The organism is Flavobacterium sp. Flavsp81 (genome assembly GCF_059491325.1).
The window spans coordinates 2588109-2606052 of sequence record NZ_CP168505.1 but is presented as its reverse complement, the minus strand read 5'-3'; the positions used below and the strand labels follow the sequence as shown (position 1 = coordinate 2606052).

The following is a 17944-nucleotide window of genomic DNA, read 5'->3' as shown; positions in this document are numbered from 1 at the left end:
TTAAATTAGTTTTTGACTTTTCAAATAGTCCATGGCAAATTTACCCTCATTAAAAAGTAAGTCTAAAACACTTAGGTTGTTTATAAACCCGTGTTTATCATCAAAAACCTGAGTATATTTTTCGAAAGAATTAGTGTCTTTTTTTCCATTGGCCAAATATCTGAAGTCCGAAACGTTTTCCGGGGAAGGAAAATATTCTGCTGTTTTATGAAACTTAAATTTTGCCCTTAAACACTTAGTAACAATATCAAACACTTCCATATTTAAATCCATTAAAAAGGTGTGTTTTTTCTCAAATACAGGAATGATATCGTCTTCAAAAAACTCAAAAAAAGGAGAACTTCTATAGGCAGCTTCCAATGATTTGAAGTGTTGTTTTTGCCAGTCAAATTCATTTTCAATTAAAACATCTTTGGTTTTTTGATGGGCAGTTTTTGAATGTTTTACAGGAATATTTAAAAGCTGTATTCCGTTTGGACTATAAATATAAGTACGGTTTCTGTTGGTTTGTTTTTGAAAATTATCCTCCATCTCAAAAGTGATATTCTCAGATTGGGCCATAACTGCAAAGTGGCTGATCGAAGGGAAATAGGTAGGAAGTAATAACGAGTTCATATGTGTCTAAAGTTTTATAAGATCAAAAGTCAAAAGCCATAAAAACAAGGTTTTAAACTTGACTTTATGACTTTAGACTTTTAAACGTTTGACTGTTTATTGTTTGCTTTCTTTTCTTTTTTTCCAAAAATATTCGCCAATAAAAAATACTGCCAAAAGGATCAGGAAATATTTAAAATAGGATTGAGGCTGACCTTCGCCATCGACAGTTGTAAAAACTCTGTCCCAGCGAATTTTATTGATACCTTTTCCGTTTGTGTCCCAGCTCATCCAGATGAAAACCGGTTTACCTACAATATGATTTTCAGGAACGTATCCCCAATAACGACTATCTTCAGAATTATGACGGTTGTCACCCATCATCCAGTAATAGTTTTGTTTGAACGTGTAAGTAGTAGCTGGTTTTCCATTTATTAAAAATTTAGAACCATCCAGTTGTAATGTGTTTCCTTCGTAATTTGTTATTATCTCTTTGTAAAAAGGAAGTGATTCGTTTGTAAGGGCGACTGTTTTTCCGGCTTCAGGAATGTAGATTGGACCAAAATTATCCTGGTTCCACTTGTTAATATGTGGAAAAATCGCATTGTCATTTCCTTTAGAAATTTGTCTTTTTACATTTGTAACCCCGGGAGTATTTCTTAAACGCTCAGCACTTGCATCTGTTAGTGCTGCAAAATATAATGTATCTCTTTTTTCCTGGTCTTTGAATCCCAAAACGTCAACAAGATTTACGTTAAGTTCTTTTAAAAGAGGTTCAAAATCGATTGTGGTTTTACCATCTAATGCTACCGCATATGAATATTGTGGTTTTGCTCTTTCAGGTAAAATTAATTTTTTCCCATTAATAAAAACGTAACCATCTTTTATAGACAAGCTGTCACCAGGAATACCTACACATCTTTTTACATAATTTGATTTTTTGTCTATAGGTTTTATAACGCCAGGTCTTCCTTTTGGTTCAAAAAAGTAATGTACTGTATCTACCGGCCAGTTAAAAACTACAATGTCATTATTTTTGATTTTTTCTAAAGCAGGCAATCTGAAATAAGGCAGTTGCGGCCAGCTCAAATAAGATTTTCTTTTAGTCAAAGGTATCGAATCATGAACCATTGGTAATGCAATAGTTGTCATAGGAACTCTTGGACCATAGTTTACTTTACTGACAAATAAGAAATCTCCAATTAATAATGATTTTTCTAATGAAGAAGTTGGAATTGTAAAAGGCTGTACAACATAAGTGTGTACCAATGTAGCTACGATTATGGCAAAAAGTAATGAACTTACCGTATCTGCCGTTCTGTTTTCCGGAGTTAATTTTCTGTTAGCATTATACTCTAATTTTTGAGTATAGTTAACATAATAAATATAAAATCCTAAAGTAAAAATTCCTAAAATAGTATCTAATGTAGATTTTTTCCCGAATGTTCTTAAGGTTTCAACCCAAATAACCGGAAACATAATAAGATTGATAATTGGGATAAATAACAGTATTGTCCACCAGGTTGGTCTGCCAATAATTTTCATTAAAATAATTGAATTATAAACAGGAATTGCGGCTTCCCAGGACTTTCTGTCAGCTGCCTGATATAATTTCCAGGTTCCAAGAAAATGGATTATTTGTATAGCTAAGAAAAAGAGAAACCAATGATAAAGTGTCATAATTTTTATATTTTAGTTCTGAAATTCCAGAATATTATTTTTGAGTTTTTATTTAGATTCAAGATTTAAAACATCTTTCATCGTGTAGATTCCTTTTTTACCGGCCAGCCATTCTGCAGCAATAACTGCACCCAAGGCAAAACCTTCGCGATTATGGGCAGTATGTTTTAATTCTATACTGTCAACAGCAGAATTGTAAGTTACTGTATGTGTTCCCGGTACGTCGCCAATTCTTTTAGCTTCAATATGAATTTCATTTGGCTTTGCATCTTCAAGTGTCCATTTTCCGTAGGCACTATTTTCGATTACTCCTTTTGCTAAAGAAATTGCTGTTCCACTAGGGGCGTCTAATTTTTGGGTATGGTGAATTTCTTCCATTGATACTTTATAAGAATCAAACTGAGCCATAATTTTGGCCAGATATTCATTTAGTTCAAAGAAAATATTAACACCTAAACTAAAATTTGAACTGGATATAAAACCGCCTTGTTTTTCGTTGCAAAGTGCTTCCATTTCAGCATAATGCTTTAACCACCCTGTTGTTCCTGAAACTACCGGAACATTAGCATGAAAACAACTGGAAATATTAGCTACGGCTGCAGTAGGAACACTGAAATCGATAGCAACATCAGCTGTAGAAAGTCCGTCATAAGTATTGAATTCGTCTTTTTTCAAAACAATTTCATGACCTCTTTCCAAAGCAATTCTTTCGATTACCTGACCCATTTTTCCGTATCCTAAAAGTGCAATTTTCATTTTTTATGTGTTTTTTTTTAAATTTAAACAGAATTTATACCTGTTTAAAAGTTGTAATTAAAAGTTAGTCCAACGTTTGGTTTAAAAGTTACATCCGAAGGGTAAATTTCCGGCCGAAGAGATAATCTTTCGTTGACATTAAATTGAATCAAAGCAGCGTCAACATTTGCATCGATGATGTTTAAAACGTAAAATCCAACAACGAATAAGGCTGATAAATCACGATTTCGCTGATAGAATTTTTGGCCGGCTATAAGTCGGCTATCATCCAAATAATCATATTTTCCGCCAGTACCAACACCATAACCTTCAAGTCTTCTTTTATATTCATCCCTGTAGCTGTGATATTTTTTATTACTGTCTATATAAAAATATAAACTCGTTCCGATAGCGCCATAGACTAAAGGAATTTTCCAGTATTTTTTATTGTATGCTTGTCCTAAACCTGGTAAAATGGCAGAGTAAAAAGCCGCTTTTGCAGGCGTAAGCGGGTCTATTTCGAGTAATGCAGTAGTGTCTTTTACGACTAAAACCGTGTCTTTTTTTACCTGGGCAAAAATAGAGACGGTTCCTAGAAAGAAGAACAATAGACTTATAGGGACAATTTTATTCACTATCCGTTTATTAATTTTATAATTCTGTTAAAGTCAGCTTCTGAGTTAAACGGAATTGTAATTTTTCCTTTTCCGTTACCGGCAACTTTTATATCAACTTTTGAACCAAAATAATCATTGAAAGTATTTTTTTGTGTTTCTTTAACCACAAATGAAGAATCTGCTTTTGCTTTTCCTTCTGCTTTTGGTTTTAGGCTTTCATGATAGTTTTTTACCAAAGTTTCTGTCTCACGTACAGATAAGTTTTGGCTAACGATTTTTTGATAAATATCAGTCTGAACGTCTAAGTCTTCAATATTGATAATTGCTCTGCCATGACCCATACTGATAAAACCATCACGAATACCCGTTTGAATAATCGGATCCAGTTTTAAAAGACGTAAATAATTGGCAATTGTAGAACGTTTTTTACCTACACGTTCGCTCATTTGTTCCTGGGTAAGTTGAATTTCATCAATCAAACGTTGGTACGAAAGTGCAATTTCGATAGGATCTAAGTCATGACGCTGAATGTTTTCAACCAAAGCCATTACCAACGATTCATTATCATTGGCGATACGAATATAGGCAGGAACAGTAGTCAGGCCAACCAAAGTAGAAGCACGTAAACGGCGCTCTCCTGAAATTAACTGGTATTTGTTAAAGTCTAATTTTCGAACAGTAATAGGTTGAATCACACCAAGTTCTTTAATAGAAGTAGCTAATTCACGTAGCGACTCTTCATTGAAATTGCTTCTTGGCTGAAACGGATTTATTTCTATAGCACTTATTTCAAGCTCAATGATATTTCCAACAACTTTGTCAGCGTTCTTATCGTCTACTGATTTAATGTCGTTTTCGGGATCTTTTAATAATGCTGATAATCCTCTTCCTAAGGCTTGTTTTTTAATTGCTTTTGTCATAAAAACTATTTGCTGTTTTTCTTTATAATTTCTTGAGCTAAATTAATGTAATTGATTGCTCCTTTGCTGGTTGCGTCATAATTAATGATGCTCTCCCCAAAACTTGGCGCCTCACTTAATTTTACATTTCGCTGGATAACGGTATCAAAAACCATATCATTGAAGTGTTTCTGAACTTCTTCAACCACTTGGTTTGATAAACGTAATCTCGAATCATACATAGTCAGCAATAATCCTTCAATATCTAAATCAGGGTTGTGAATTTTTTGAATACTTTTTATTGTGTTCAATAATTTTCCTAATCCTTCCAATGCAAAATATTCACATTGAATAGGAATAACCACAGAATCAGCCGCTGTTAAAGCATTTAAGGTTAATAAGCCTAACGACGGAGCACAATCAATAATGATAAAGTCGTATTCGTCTTTTACACTTGCTAATGCTTTTTTAAGCATATATTCTCTATTCTCTTTATCGACTAACTCGATTTCAATGGCAACAAGATCAATGTGAGCAGGAATCACATCAACGTTAGGAGCTGAACATTGAATGATAGTTTCTTTAGGTGTGTGGCTGTGTTCAAGTATTTGGTAGGTTCCAATCTCGACAGATTCTACATCAATTCCAAGTCCTGATGTGGCATTTGCCTGAGGATCAGCATCTATTAATAATACTTTTTTTTCTAAAACACCCAATGAGGCAGCAAGGTTTACTGATGTAGTAGTTTTTCCAACGCCTCCTTTTTGATTAGCAATCGCAATGATTTTGCCCATTTATTTTCTAAATTTTGAACCGTAAAAATACAATTATTTATGGTTTCTGAAAATCTATTTTGTTAACATTTACTAAACTATGGTTAATCGTTGTTTGGTGCGTGTTTGATAAGTCTTAATCTTGGTTATTAAGAAAATTAACAGAGAAATTTCTTTCTGTTTTTCTTTTAAAAACGAAGAATTTAAAATTCAATTTTGAAAAAATTAAAAAGTACCTGAGTTTTGGTTTTTAATCTAATTCTCCTTTTTTAAATCTTTTATCAAACTTGCCGTAAAGAATAAAATTGTAATTCCTCCCAGGATAATACAAATCCACATAAACCATGATTGCTGCCAAAATGCTCTTTTTTGTATTTCATTTTTTTTGTATTTTGCTGCATGATGAACTTCATAGATGCCGATTTTTGGAAGAGCAGCAGTTATATTGTCTTTGAAGTTTGAAATATCGTATTCCGGTTGTGCAAGATTTTTATTGCCTGTTTTTAGAATATAATTTTCACCTGCATTTAAATCTGCAATGATTGAAACTGGTTTCTGATTGAATTTAATCGATGAAACGACCAAAGGAGGATTATCTCGATTTTCAATTTTTATAAAAATCTCTTTTTCGAATATTTCCGGAATTGTGAAGCTGTTTTTTACCTTTGAATTTAATTCGAAAGAAGCTATTTCTTCATCATATATCTGAATTTTTCGATTTATCTGCTGTTTTGTTTTCTTGTAAAGAGTAACTTTTCGGTTATAATAAGTTGGTTTTAAAATCTCAAAAGCAAGCTGATTTATAATTTGCGGTGCATCAAAAACAACATGAATTTCTGTTTCTTTTTTTGAAGGAATTTCAGTTGTCGTTAATTTCTTTGGAATAACTTCCTGAAGGCTTTGTGTCTGCATATTTGTAGTGAAATTTCCAACTTTTAAAACATTAACAGGGAGTGTTTTTCTGTCATCAAAATCTATTTTTAAATACTTATAGATACTTAAAGGATACGTAATAGTTTTTACCACACTTGATTCTGTAGTACTGTTCAGGTCATATAGAGACTGTGAGTCAGATATTCCGAACCATTCTTTTTGATCATTACTTCCGGAAATTGAATATTTTTTTACCACATCAGAATTGGCAATAAATAGCGATAACTGATTGTTTTTTTTGGTTGAAGGAATAGTAATAATAACCGAAGTACTTTTCTTCGGTTCGACTTTTTTCGAAACTATGGTGTATGCTTCAAAACTATCCGACGAAATATTGGTGCTGTTTTGAATAAAGTATGGAATTTCATTTCCTTTAGAATTAAATATTCTGATGTCGCTCAAATCCTGTTTGGAGAAAGAGCGAATTTCAGGAGACAGCCTGATTTCATGAAAACCATTCTGCGATACTTCTTTTAGTTTTCCGATAGTTTGAAACTGACCAAAACAAATGTTGGTCAGTAATAATAGTAATAAAAGTTTATTCAGTTTCATTTGTTTTTTCAGGCTTGTTTTCATCTATAACTAAGACTTTAATTTTTTGATATACGAAAGAAATAATCAGGATCAGGATTCCTAAAAGAATGAAAGAGATTATTTTTCCGGTTTCAGAAATGTTGCTGATGTCGTATAGGAATAATTTTATAATGGTTAATCCAAGCAACGCCAAGGCAATAATTCGGAGCGTTTTTGTTTGCTTTTTTATTCCGACAATTAAAAACACGAAAGCTAAAATTCCCCAAAGAACAGGAAAACCCGTTTTAACTATTTTTGTTCTTGCGGTTTCAATATTATCTGAGGCTATTGTTTGGCGAATGTAGCCAATGTCAAGTTTATCAATTTTAAACAGATCATTTTGATGAATCTGGTCTGTTGTTACCGGTGAATTTAATAACTTGAGTCCGTGAATCATTAATTCAGTACTGGCAATATAAATTACAAGAAAAGCTGCTGTCCAGGCGAAAATCTTTTTGCTGAAGACAGAGGAAATTACCTTTTCGGAATTCATTTTATACAACAGAAATCCAAAATAAATGATAATCAGCAGTGAAATATAATGCAGATAAAAAGCAATTGACCTGCCGGTACTAAAAGTCATAATATCTTCATGCTCGCTGAATGCATAATTGCTAAACCAAAATGAAAATAAAACAATATTGATTACAGCAATTAATGTTGTACCCTGATATCCTGCTTCGGTTTTCTTTTTTACTAAGTGTCTTGCCAGCAGAGCAAAGAATGCTAAATGATATACAACGGGCAGGGCAGCGGCAGAACTTGGGTTGGTTATGGCATAATTTGATTGATAGGTAACTTCAAATATTCCGACCAGATAACCAATTACATATCCTAATCCGAAAACTAACTTTTTATATTTTTCAGGATTGAATGAGATGCCAAATAGTTTAGCACCTTCACTTTCGTTCTTCAATAAATGCGACACGGCAAACAAAGAAATTACTGCAAATAAACCAGTTGTAAATATTGGATTAAGTACAATGTTTAAAATAATATCACCATTATAATACTTGTTCCAATCCATTATCAGACTGATTATCATAAGTGCATGTACGATTACAGAACCAAAACGATAACTGCTGACTTTTGATTTTTGTGAAAGCCATAATAATAAAACGGCTTCTGCTGCCCAGAATAAAGTAATATAATTGCCTTCAAACTGAATCGGGATGGCAAGTGTTATAAAAGTTAGTGTTAGACCAATAAGAAGATATACTGCTTTTTTATCTAAACCGAATTTTTTATATAAAAACCAGGCATATACTAAATTAAGTAATGCTATTATGGTTGTAAATAATCCTCGTAATTCAGGATGATAACTATCCAGAATTGCCATTCCGGCAGCATAAAATAAAAAGGTATTGCTGGCTAAAATTGTTAATTGGGCTATCGAAAATTCTCCTTTTGTTCTGAGGTTATTAATGATATTCATCACGATAAAAATAAAGTAGAAAACAAATCCAAAGATTAATGCTCCAAGATAATGAGGTTTTTCTGTTTGTAATTCTTTCGAAAGCCATCCTCCATATAATAAAATGGTAAATATATAAGAAAGGATATTAACCAGATTCCATTTTTTATAGTAAGCTAATGCTAAAATTCCAATATTCAGAATACTGATATAAGTAAATAAAACAACGTAATTTCCTTCGCCGGTGCTAACCATAAAAGGTACTGCAAATCCCCCGATTAAAGAGAGGACAGCTAGTTCAATTCTATTATAAGACAATGATATTAAAGCGCTAAAAGCGGTAATTACAACCATGATGCTAAAAGCAACAGTCTGGCTGAACAAATGATAATCATGAAAAGCGATTCCGATTGTGAAATAGAAAATAGCAATTGCTCCTGCTACAATTACAGAGCTAAAAGCAGCATAATTTTTTCGTAGTTTGTGGGCAATTCCCATAACAAGCGCACCGCACAAAACGCCAATTCCAACACGGGCCGGTTCGTTTATCCAGTCTTTATCAATGGCATATTTTACAAAATAACTGATTCCTAAAACAAGAATTAAAACGCCAATTTTATTAATCAGATTTTCGCCGACAAATTTCTCTAAATCCGGATTTTGTTCTTTGAAATTTTTCCAAAATGATTTTTTAGGAACAGGAGCAACATAAGGTTTTGAAACTGTTTTTGAAGTTATAATTTGTGGGTTTTTATCTGAATCCATTGAGAAAACAACTTTCTCAGCTTTTATTTCAGGAGTTTCTTCTTTAATAGGTGGAGCAGGAGGCAGTATAACTTCTTGCGGTTTTTCAAATTTAATTTCTTCTTTTGGAATTATAACCGGTGGAGGAGTTATAGGTTTTTCAACTGGTTTTTCAATTGCTTTTAGAAGATCTATTTTTTTATTAAGTTTTTGAATATTGTCTTCCAGATTGTCAAAACGACCTTTGAGATTATTAAGAATGTAGATTAAAAAACAAAATAATGCAACCAAAAGAAAGCTTTCCATAGAGAATCTATTATGTTATGAATTGTAAATATAATAACATTTTAATACTGGGGCAGATATTTTAGTTTTTTTCATGTTAATTGAAATACTATGATGATTAGAGCTTCATAATTATATGATTGGTAATTAAAAATATTCTTATTTCTTAAATTGTTTTGTATAAGCAAAAAATAATTATATATTTGCACCCGCTTACGGGGTGTAGCGTAGCCCGGTTATCGCGCCTGCTTTGGGAGCAGGAGGCCGCAGGTTCGAATCCTGCCACCCCGACAAAAATCCTTTTTGTATTTACAGAAAGGATTTTTCATTTCTACAATATTCGTTATTCTCTATTTTGGAATAGCAAAAACTGATTAGTTGAGTTCTTTTTTCCAACAATAAAAACTTACTTTTGCACCATCAATTTATTAATACAATCATACTATGTCAGATACAATCGAAAAAATTAAATGCCTGATTATTGGTTCCGGACCGGCAGGTTATACTGCTGCAATTTACGCTGCCAGAGCAAATATGAACCCGGTTTTATATCAGGGAATGCAGCCAGGTGGTCAGTTGACTACAACAAATGAAGTAGAAAATTTTCCGGGTTATGTTGATGGTGTTACAGGACCTGAAATGATGATACAATTACAAGAACAATCAAAACGTTTTGGAGCAGACATTCGTGACGGATGGGCTACAAAAGTTGATTTTTCAGGAGATATTCATAAAGTTTGGATAAACGATAAAATAGAATTGCACTGTGAAACCGTTATTATTTCTACAGGAGCTACGGCAAAATATTTAGGATTGCCATCAGAACAACATTATCTGCAAATGGGTGGCGGAGTTTCGGCTTGTGCGGTTTGTGATGGGTTTTTCTACCGTAATCAGGAAGTTGTAATTGTTGGAGCAGGCGATTCTGCTTGTGAAGAAGCACATTATTTATCAAAACTTTGTAAAAAAGTAACGATGTTGGTAAGAAGTGAAAAATTCAGAGCTTCAAAAATCATGGAAGAACGCGTTCGTAAAACTGAAAACATTGAGATTTTATTGAATCATGATACTGTTGAAGTTTTAGGTGATGGAAATGTAGTACATGCCATTAAAGCTTTAAACAAAACTACTGCAGAGGTTATTGAAATTCCGGCAACAGGATTTTTCGTAGCCATTGGACACAAACCTAATACAGATATTTTTAAAGACTACATTACTCTTGATGAAACAGGATATATTATAAATACTCCAGGAACATCAAATACAAATGTTCCTGGTGTTTTTGTTGCAGGTGATGCTGCTGACCATGTATATCGTCAGGCAATTACAGCTGCGGGTACAGGTTGTATGGCCGCATTGGATGCCGAACGTTATTTAGCTGCTAAAGAATAAATAAATTTGTTTCAGGTTTAAGTTTTAAGTTCTTTTGAACGTGGATATAAGGCTTAAAAACAAAAAGTCCCAATCAAACTGATTGGGACTTTTTGTTTTTAACGTTCCAACAACTTGAAACATGAAACTTTTTATTTAATCTTTTTGATCAATTTGGCCTCTTCGCTAAAACGTGTAAGTTCTATTTTTGCTTTACCTAAAAGTGAAACTTCAGCTTTATCACCTATTGCCAAAGAGATTGTGTTTTCTGCCAATACAGTTCCTGTTGCAGAACTTTCAGCAGTAAAGCTGGCTTCTTTTATAGTGAATTTTGTTCCTGTAAAAGTCGAATTGTTGTCTAAACGAATGGTTCCTTTTTCTGCAATACCTTCAATTGTTGCCGCTGCTTTTTGATATAAGTCACACTTGAATTTTATTGAAGATACCAATGCTTTAACAGAGGAGCTTTTACTTAACTGTAAACTAGCCTCTTCTGATTTTAAATTCAATTCGGTTTTTGATTTATCATCAGCTGTTAAACTAAATTTCTTTGCATTTACATTCAAAAATAATTTAGAATAATCGAAACTGTTAAAAGTAATATCATCAAGCTGTAATTCCTGAATAGCATAAATCATAGCTTCATTTCTGGTAATTACATTGGTAAGGGACTTGGTATATGTAACACGAACAGTTAATTTTTTAAAAATTGTAGATTGTTTTGAAGTATATAAACGAAGTGCTTTACCTCTTAAATCCATTCCGATAATATCATGTAGATTGTCGTCAGCTTCAATTTTTATTTCATTTTTTTCTCCGCGTTCCAGGTAAACTTCAATGTTATCATCTACCTCAAGAATATCAAAATCTCCCACTTGTTTTATTGAAGTGGTTACGGTTTTAGATCCTTTTATTTTTTCTTTCTTTTGAGCAAAAGTTAATGTGGTAATTAATAATAACAGGAGTAAGGCTTTATTTTTTTTCATTAATTCTAGGATTAGATTTTTGACAAATATAAAAAAATCATCCACTTTTGATGAATGATTTCTTTTATATTTTAAAGAAGAACAAGTTTTAGCCCTGACTGATGCTGCCTCCTGAATTTTCGGTTTTCTCGATATTTTTAGGAGATGAGTCATAATTAATGCTTGCTCCGCTGTTGGCCTCAGCTTTCAGACTTACAATTGGATGTACGTTTACACTTGCTCCGCTTGATGCTTCTGCATGAACTTCATTCGCTAATAATTTGTTGGCATTAATAGTACTGCCGCTGGAAGCCGAAGTTTTGATTTTTAATGCTTTTCCTTCTATATTAATGGTACTTCCACTTCCGGAATCACAAGTAATATTATCAGATTCAACATTAATATCAATGGTTGATGCACTTGAAGCTTCTATATTTATATCCTCTCCGTGAATAATATTTTTACTTTGTACTGATGATGCACTTGAAGCTTCCAATTTATCAATAACAGGCATTTTTACCGTTACTTTTTTCATTGTAACATTATGAAAAGAACCGAATTTACAACTAATCACCAATGTTCCGTTTTCAACCTTTGTAATGATTTCTTTCTGTAAATTATCGTCAGCTTCAACAATAATTTCAGTAGAATCAGATTGTTCGATTACTAAATCAATTGCGTTACTTACAGATACTTTTTTAAAATCACCCTGAACAATTCTTTTTTCTTTAGTAGTATTTCCACTTCCCTCTATTGAATTACCGTTAAAATTACATGAGGCAAACAATAAAGCGGTAATCGTCGCAATAATGAATTTTGTAATATGAATGATTATTTTTATCATGGCTTAGTTAATTTTGATTATAACTCCGTTTTTATCAGTGGTTAGCTTTCCGTTCGTTTTTTTGCTGTTTAAAACTTCTTTTCCATTAATTTTAATTGAAACTTCTTTTACAGTATCATTTTTAATAGTGTCTTGTTCCTCTGCATCGTTGTGTTCATTTTCGTCTGCAGGACAATTTAAACATATAATTTTAGAACCTTCAACTTTGTAATTATAGTCACCTCGTAAGTTGAAGAAATCATTATCTGAATCGTCATAATCTTCAATCGAAGCATCCGGTTTAAACAATTGACCTTCTGGTAAGTACAAATATACATCAACTTCCTGACCTCTAAACTTATTTTTTACATCAGTTACAAAATAATTATCCAATATTAAATGATTTCCAATAACCTGAACATTATAATTAATTTTTTCAGCTCTTTTTTTAGCATTTATAAGTGAATTTCCCCTGGCACTTTTTTCTATTTGTAAATATGGTGCAGCAGCATCTGTATATAAAACATGTAAGCGAACATCATTCGAATAAATCAACTGATTATTAGCTGAATCCTGAACAAACTCGAATTCTCTGCGGTGATCCAAATCTTTTGCATAGTAATCATTATATCTGAATTTCACATAAAGTGTATCTTTCGGAGTGATATTGATTGCTTTTTTCTCAACTGTTTTGTTGTCTTGTGAAATTTCAGTTGCTTGTTTGATTCCGATACTGATTGCAATTGCAACAGCAATAATCCAGATGGCTAACCAAGTGTATTTCGCAATGTTACCCATAGTTTTTAAGTTTGGGGATAACAATTTGAAACCTAAAAGCGTCAAAAAGAAAAACGGAATTCCAACAGCAAACAACATTAACAAACCAAATGACCAGATCGGATATTCTGTAAAGTTTCCGGCTTCAATAAAGTTTTGCCAAGGAAACTCAACAAAAAAGTTCGTTCCTAAAGTAAATACCCCAATAAAAAGAGCAATTAAAGTACTAATTCCGGCCATTATTAAAATTACCCCTAAAAATTTAACGAAGATTTTAAAAACAGTCATAATAAAATCTCCAAATGAGCTACTTATTCTCTCAGCTCCCGACTTTACCTGGTTTCCCATTTTGTCATAATCTGCATTTTTAAATTTATCAGATAGTGATTCAATTTCTTCACGAACCTTTTTTTCGATATTCGAAATTGTAACAGGTTCTCCCGTCATTTCCAGTTTTTCAGACGTTGTAACTGCTTCCGGAGTTACTATCCATAGTACAAAGTAGGCCAAAATTCCAGTTCCAAATCCGGCAAAAACAAATACCAGAAATATAATTTTTATCCATACAGCGTCAACTCCAAAATAATGCCCTAAACCTGTCGCAACACCACCAATCATACCTTTTTCCTTATCGCGGTATAATTTTTTATTTCTTCTGTTTGCGTGGTCATTAAACGATTGTCCTGATTTTGCTTCATCCTCAATGATGTAGTCTTCAGGCTGTCCCATCACCGCAATAACTTCGTCAACGTCCTTCAATCCCACAACATGTTTTTCGCTTTTTTGTTTTTCTGTTAATAATTCAGAAACACGCATTTCGATATCCTTAATGATTTCATCCTGCCCGGATGAGCTATTTAATGATCGTTTTATTGCGTCAAAATAACGCGTTAGTTTCAAATATGCATCTTCATCGATGTGAAAGAACATACCTCCTAAGTTTATATTTACTGTTTTGTTCATGACTATTGATTTTGATTGGTGATTAGTTTTACGGCGTCTGATAATTCTGTCCAGGTACCGTTTAATTCGTTTAAAAATGTTTGTCCTATTTCGGTTAATCCATAATATTTTCGTGGTGGTCCTGAAGTTGATTCTTCCCAGCGATAATTCAGTAAACCATCGTTTTTCAAGCGTGTTAAGAGCGGATAAACAGTGCCCTCAACAACTAATAATTTTGCGTTTTTCAAAGTGTCTAATATCTCAGATGTGTATGCGTCTTTTTCTTTTAATACAGATAAGATGCAAAACTCAAGAACACCTTTGCGCATCTGTGCTTTTGTGTTTTCAATGTTCATAATTTCATTTTGTTTTTTTTAGATTGAACGATTCGTTTTTTGATTGATGATGATTGATGCGCCAGTTCGCTCTTCTGGCTCGGGTGATTGATGATTGATTTTTTCAGGAGCTGTTTCCTGCCATCCGCTATATCTTTTTCTGTCTAAAGGAGCCAGAAAAGGATGCCGCTTCTGTCAGGGCTAAGGCTCTTGGAAATCTATAACTTTTAACCTTATTATGTCACACTGAGCGAAGTCGAAGTGTTTTTATAATTGTTTATTGATTTTACTTTATAAAAGGAATCGTCATTGGATACTTATAGTATTCTCCATTCGAGGTTTTTATAGAAGCATAAATCACTAAAAAGAATTCAACTACTTTCAGTAATCCAAAAAGTACAACAGCTGTCGCCCCAATACTTAATAATCCAATGTTTCCTTCAAAATTAAAATTTCTGATAACGAAATCCTCATTGTTAAAAACCGCTTCCATTGGAAGGTTTTGTAAAAAAACAGTTATGAAAATCGGAATTGCGATTAAAGCTAAAATTAAAGTGTAAAGCAATAAGCTCAATTGAAAATTCAATGTCTGTTTTCCATGATGATTTACAAATTCAGATTTGTCTTTATAACTCGTCCAGATTAAAATCGGGAAAATATAATTTCCAAACGGAATGATGTACTGGCTTAAAGTACTTAAATGCGTGAACGTTGCAGTGTTCTTTTCTGATGTGTTTTCCATGATGAGTGGTGTTGATGTTTCCATGATTAAAAGTATATAGTAATTTCTTATGCAAATATATATCCAAAAGACAGTATTATGTTTCGCATAGTACCAAATATTAACTAATTTTTAACAAATTTGGAATTTAATTAACACGTAAAAAATACTAATAAATGATGTAAAGTCTTGATTTAATTGATATTTTAGGAAAGTAAAAGTAATTTATTGTGCGCGCATAGTTTTTTTGTATTTTTACATAAAAAATAAATCACATGGCAGTTTCAGTTTCCAAACTCAACAAATTTGTATTATTCAAATTACCATCGGCATATATTTGTGGCGTTCGGGTAAAAGCGATTGACAAAGACAGTTGCACAGTAAGTGTAAAACACCGTTGGATCAATCAGAATCCGTTTAATTCGATGTATTTTGCGGTTCAGGCAATGGCCGCAGAATTAACCACAGGAGCATTGGTAATCTCACAAATTCAGGAAAGCGGAAGAAAGATTTCCATGTTAGTAGCCAATAATAAAGGGAACTTTTCTAAAAAAGCGACCGGCAGAATCACATTCGTTTGTAAAGACGGACATCTAATTGCAGATGCTATTCAAAAAACAATTGAAACAGGCGAAGGGCAGACTTTCTGGATGAAATCTATAGGAACTGACGAAAAAGGAAACCAGGTTTCAGAAATGGATTTCGAATGGAGTGTCCGACTAAAATAATTAAAGCCTTAAAAAGGCTTTTTTTGTATATAGTATTCAGTCATTTAATTTATCATCACGTTTATAGTATCTTTTTATTAAAAATTGAACTAAGATTGTTACTAATAAGAGTATTATAAAAAAGAACTCCACTATTATTAATCCTACCAAAGGCATTCCGCAATGAATTTGACCATTTGAATTAACGCTCAGGTTGTGAGAAACAATTTGAAAAGCCAAATAAGAAAACATAAATTGTGCGATAAAGCTAATCAGGCTCACTCTGAAAAAATTTAATTTTAGAGCCCCGGCAATAGATTTTCTTCCAAATAAAATTTGAAAAATTAGCGGTAAAATAAGTAATAAAAAAGGACTGATTCCGTACATGAAAATTATTTAGATTGTAACTGTTTGATGATTATTCGTCATTTCAAAAGTAGTGCCAATCATGATTCTAAATTTTGGATTATACTTTAAATTCATTTTCTGAAGATAATGGAGTCATAATAAATTAAAATTCAAACCTTCTCTTTTGCCAGCTGTTTGCTGCCCCATTCTCTCAAATGACTGATAAATGGAATGAGTTCCATACCAATTTCAGTTAATGAATATTCTACTTTGGGTGGCACTTCATGGTATACTTTTCGAAAAATCAATTCATCATCTTCGAGTTCTCTTAAAGTTTGGGTGAGCATTTTTGGCGTTACGTCTGTAATAATTCGTCGTAATTCGCCATAACGGAGCACATTTTTGAGGCTTAAATTCCATAAAATCCGACCTTTATATTTGCCTCCAATTCTTTTAAAAGCATAATCAACAGAGCAAATTGTATCTCCAGATTTATTGGTATTATTATTTTTTATCATTTTTTTTAATTTTTAAAATATTGATAACCAACATTAGTATACTTTTAGTATGTAAGATACAAAAAAGTGCATACTTGTACCAAAGATACTGATAGTATACTTTTGAGCTTTAATTTTAAAACAAATTATTATGAAAGCCATTATCTTGAACGAAGCAGGAAGTGTCTCAAACCTAAAATATGTAGATATTCCGAAACCGGAAATTAACGATGATGAGGTTTTGATAAAAGTCAGTGCTTTGAGCATCAATCCGGTTGATTATAAAACAAGGTCTTCAGAGGAAAGAATCAATCGTTTGTTTGGAGACGAACGTCCGGTTATTTTAGGTTGGGACTTATCCGGGACCGTTGTGGAGTCAGGGAAGAATGTGTCTCAATTTAAATTAAACGACGAAGTATTCGGAATGATAAATTATCGCGGTAATGGAAAAGCTTATGCCGAATATGTTGCAGCCCCAGCTTCGCATTTGGCTTTAAAACCGAAAAATATTTCTCATGAAGCTGCTGCTGCGGCAACACTTGCTTTTCTAACAGCCTGGCAGGCATTAGTTACGAATGGAAAAATAAAAGAAGGGGATAAGGTTTTAATTCACGGTGCTTCGGGTGGAGTCGGACATTATGCGACACAAATTGCCAAACATTTTAAAGCATATGTTATTGGAACTTCGTCTGAAAAAAATGCAGTGTTTGTTTTGCAAAATGGTGCTGATCAACATATAGATTATGCTAAAGTAAATTTTGAAAATGAAGTTTCAGATATTGATTTGGTTTTAAATCCAATTTCAGACGAAATTAACAACCGTTCTATAAATGTTGTAAAACCAGGCGGAAAAATTATTTACATTTTGGGTGAAATTGCTCCTGAATATGTAGAAAAAGCTAAAAACAAAAACATTGATTTGTTTGCTGTTTTTGTTAAATCTTCTGGTTCTAACATCAATATTGCTGCTGATTTAATGCAAAAAGGAATTATCAAATCACACGTTTCACAAATATTTTCATTTGATGAAATGAAAAAAGCACATCTACAATTAGAAACAGGAAGAACTGTTGGAAAAATTGTAATCAGACTTTAATCCTGATGATTAAAAACTAAATGTTTTTTAAGACCATGAAAGTTTTAAGTTCATAGTTAAAATATAACCTGTTTGGTGTAATTCAAAATAGGTGTCAGGCTGAGGCGGAGTCGAA

The 17944-nt window shown here is 32.7% G+C and carries 17 protein-coding genes and 1 tRNA gene; 4 read left to right on the top strand and 14 right to left on the bottom strand.

The window, feature by feature from the left end; all coding sequences use genetic code 11:
* The 8 genes from ACEN92_RS10780 to ACEN92_RS10745 form a co-directional block, all read right to left on the bottom strand.
* Window positions 1-615 carry a WbqC family protein gene (locus tag ACEN92_RS10780; protein WP_495638397.1) on the bottom strand — a complete coding sequence of 205 codons (615 nt, stop codon included), beginning with the start codon at window positions 613-615 and terminating at the stop codon, window positions 1-3.
* A gap of 96 nt (window positions 616-711) precedes the next feature.
* Complete coding sequence (gene lepB, locus ACEN92_RS10775) at window positions 712-2274, bottom strand: signal peptidase I (RefSeq protein ID WP_495638396.1); 1563 nt, start codon at window positions 2272-2274, stop codon at window positions 712-714.
* Between the two features lie 48 nt (window positions 2275-2322).
* The gene (gene dapB, locus ACEN92_RS10770; RefSeq protein ID WP_495638395.1) at window positions 2323-3030 is read right to left on the bottom strand and encodes a 4-hydroxy-tetrahydrodipicolinate reductase; all 708 of its coding nucleotides are present in this window, start codon (window positions 3028-3030) and stop codon (window positions 2323-2325) included.
* Window positions 3031-3074: 44 nt separating this feature from the next.
* Window positions 3075-3644, bottom strand: a complete 570-nt coding sequence (locus ACEN92_RS10765) for a DUF5683 domain-containing protein (protein ID WP_495638394.1) — start codon at window positions 3642-3644, stop codon at window positions 3075-3077.
* Entirely contained in the window at window positions 3644-4546 is a 903-nt protein-coding gene (locus ACEN92_RS10760) for a ParB/RepB/Spo0J family partition protein (RefSeq protein ID WP_495638393.1), read from the bottom strand. Before ACEN92_RS10760 ends, ACEN92_RS10765 begins: the two co-directional genes overlap by 1 nt.
* Window positions 4547-4551: 5 nt before the next feature.
* Window positions 4552-5319 (bottom strand): ParA family protein, encoded by a 768-nt coding sequence (locus ACEN92_RS10755; RefSeq protein ID WP_007804035.1) that lies wholly within the window; start codon window positions 5317-5319, stop codon window positions 4552-4554.
* 234 nt (window positions 5320-5553) lie between these two features.
* Window positions 5554-6783, bottom strand: a complete 1230-nt coding sequence (locus tag ACEN92_RS10750; RefSeq protein WP_495638392.1) for a hypothetical protein — start codon at window positions 6781-6783, stop codon at window positions 5554-5556.
* Window positions 6770-9268, bottom strand: a complete 2499-nt coding sequence (locus tag ACEN92_RS10745; RefSeq protein ID WP_495638391.1) for a DUF2339 domain-containing protein — start codon at window positions 9266-9268, stop codon at window positions 6770-6772. Before ACEN92_RS10745 ends, ACEN92_RS10750 begins: the two co-directional genes overlap by 14 nt.
* A 195-nt stretch (window positions 9269-9463) precedes the next feature.
* Between ACEN92_RS10745 and ACEN92_RS10740 the strand changes: the two genes are divergently transcribed.
* Together ACEN92_RS10740 and trxB are read left to right on the top strand one after the other, a co-directional pair.
* Window positions 9464-9538: transfer RNA gene (locus tag ACEN92_RS10740), tRNA-Pro, on the top strand.
* A gap of 153 nt (window positions 9539-9691) precedes the next feature.
* Window positions 9692-10639: a thioredoxin-disulfide reductase gene (trxB, locus tag ACEN92_RS10735; protein WP_495638390.1), complete on the top strand. Its 948-nt coding sequence runs from the start codon at window positions 9692-9694 to the stop codon at window positions 10637-10639.
* A gap of 131 nt (window positions 10640-10770) precedes the next feature.
* Here the strand turns inward: trxB and ACEN92_RS10730 are convergent, their stop codons facing one another.
* From ACEN92_RS10730 to ACEN92_RS10710, 5 genes are all read right to left on the bottom strand, one after another.
* Window positions 10771-11604 carry a GIN domain-containing protein gene (locus tag ACEN92_RS10730; protein WP_495638389.1) on the bottom strand — a complete coding sequence of 278 codons (834 nt, stop codon included), beginning with the start codon at window positions 11602-11604 and terminating at the stop codon, window positions 10771-10773.
* Window positions 11605-11692: 88 nt separating this feature from the next.
* The gene (locus ACEN92_RS10725; protein ID WP_495638388.1) at window positions 11693-12427 is read right to left on the bottom strand and encodes a head GIN domain-containing protein; all 735 of its coding nucleotides are present in this window, start codon (window positions 12425-12427) and stop codon (window positions 11693-11695) included.
* Window positions 12428-12430: 3 nt separating this feature from the next.
* On the bottom strand, window positions 12431-14146 hold the full coding sequence (locus ACEN92_RS10720; RefSeq protein WP_495638387.1) for a PspC domain-containing protein: 1716 nt from the start codon (window positions 14144-14146) through the stop codon (window positions 12431-12433).
* A gap of 2 nt (window positions 14147-14148) precedes the next feature.
* The gene (locus tag ACEN92_RS10715; RefSeq protein WP_007804050.1) at window positions 14149-14481 is read right to left on the bottom strand and encodes a PadR family transcriptional regulator; all 333 of its coding nucleotides are present in this window, start codon (window positions 14479-14481) and stop codon (window positions 14149-14151) included.
* Between the two features lie 265 nt (window positions 14482-14746).
* Window positions 14747-15226 carry a DUF4870 domain-containing protein gene (locus tag ACEN92_RS10710; protein ID WP_495638386.1) on the bottom strand — a complete coding sequence of 160 codons (480 nt, stop codon included), beginning with the start codon at window positions 15224-15226 and terminating at the stop codon, window positions 14747-14749.
* 230 nt (window positions 15227-15456) lie between these two features.
* Between ACEN92_RS10710 and ACEN92_RS10705 the strand changes: the two genes are divergently transcribed.
* Entirely contained in the window at window positions 15457-15909 is a 453-nt protein-coding gene (locus ACEN92_RS10705; protein WP_495638385.1) for a DUF4442 domain-containing protein, read from the top strand.
* 497 nt (window positions 15910-16406) lie between these two features.
* Here the strand turns inward: ACEN92_RS10705 and ACEN92_RS10700 are convergent, their stop codons facing one another.
* Entirely contained in the window at window positions 16407-16754 is a 348-nt protein-coding gene (locus tag ACEN92_RS10700; RefSeq protein WP_495638384.1) for a winged helix-turn-helix transcriptional regulator, read from the bottom strand.
* Window positions 16755-16884: 130 nt separating this feature from the next.
* On the opposite strand from ACEN92_RS10700, the gene ACEN92_RS10695 reads away from it, so the two are divergent.
* The gene (locus ACEN92_RS10695; protein WP_495638383.1) at window positions 16885-17829 is read left to right on the top strand and encodes an NADP-dependent oxidoreductase; all 945 of its coding nucleotides are present in this window, start codon (window positions 16885-16887) and stop codon (window positions 17827-17829) included.
* Window positions 17830-17944: the final 115 nt, after the last annotated feature.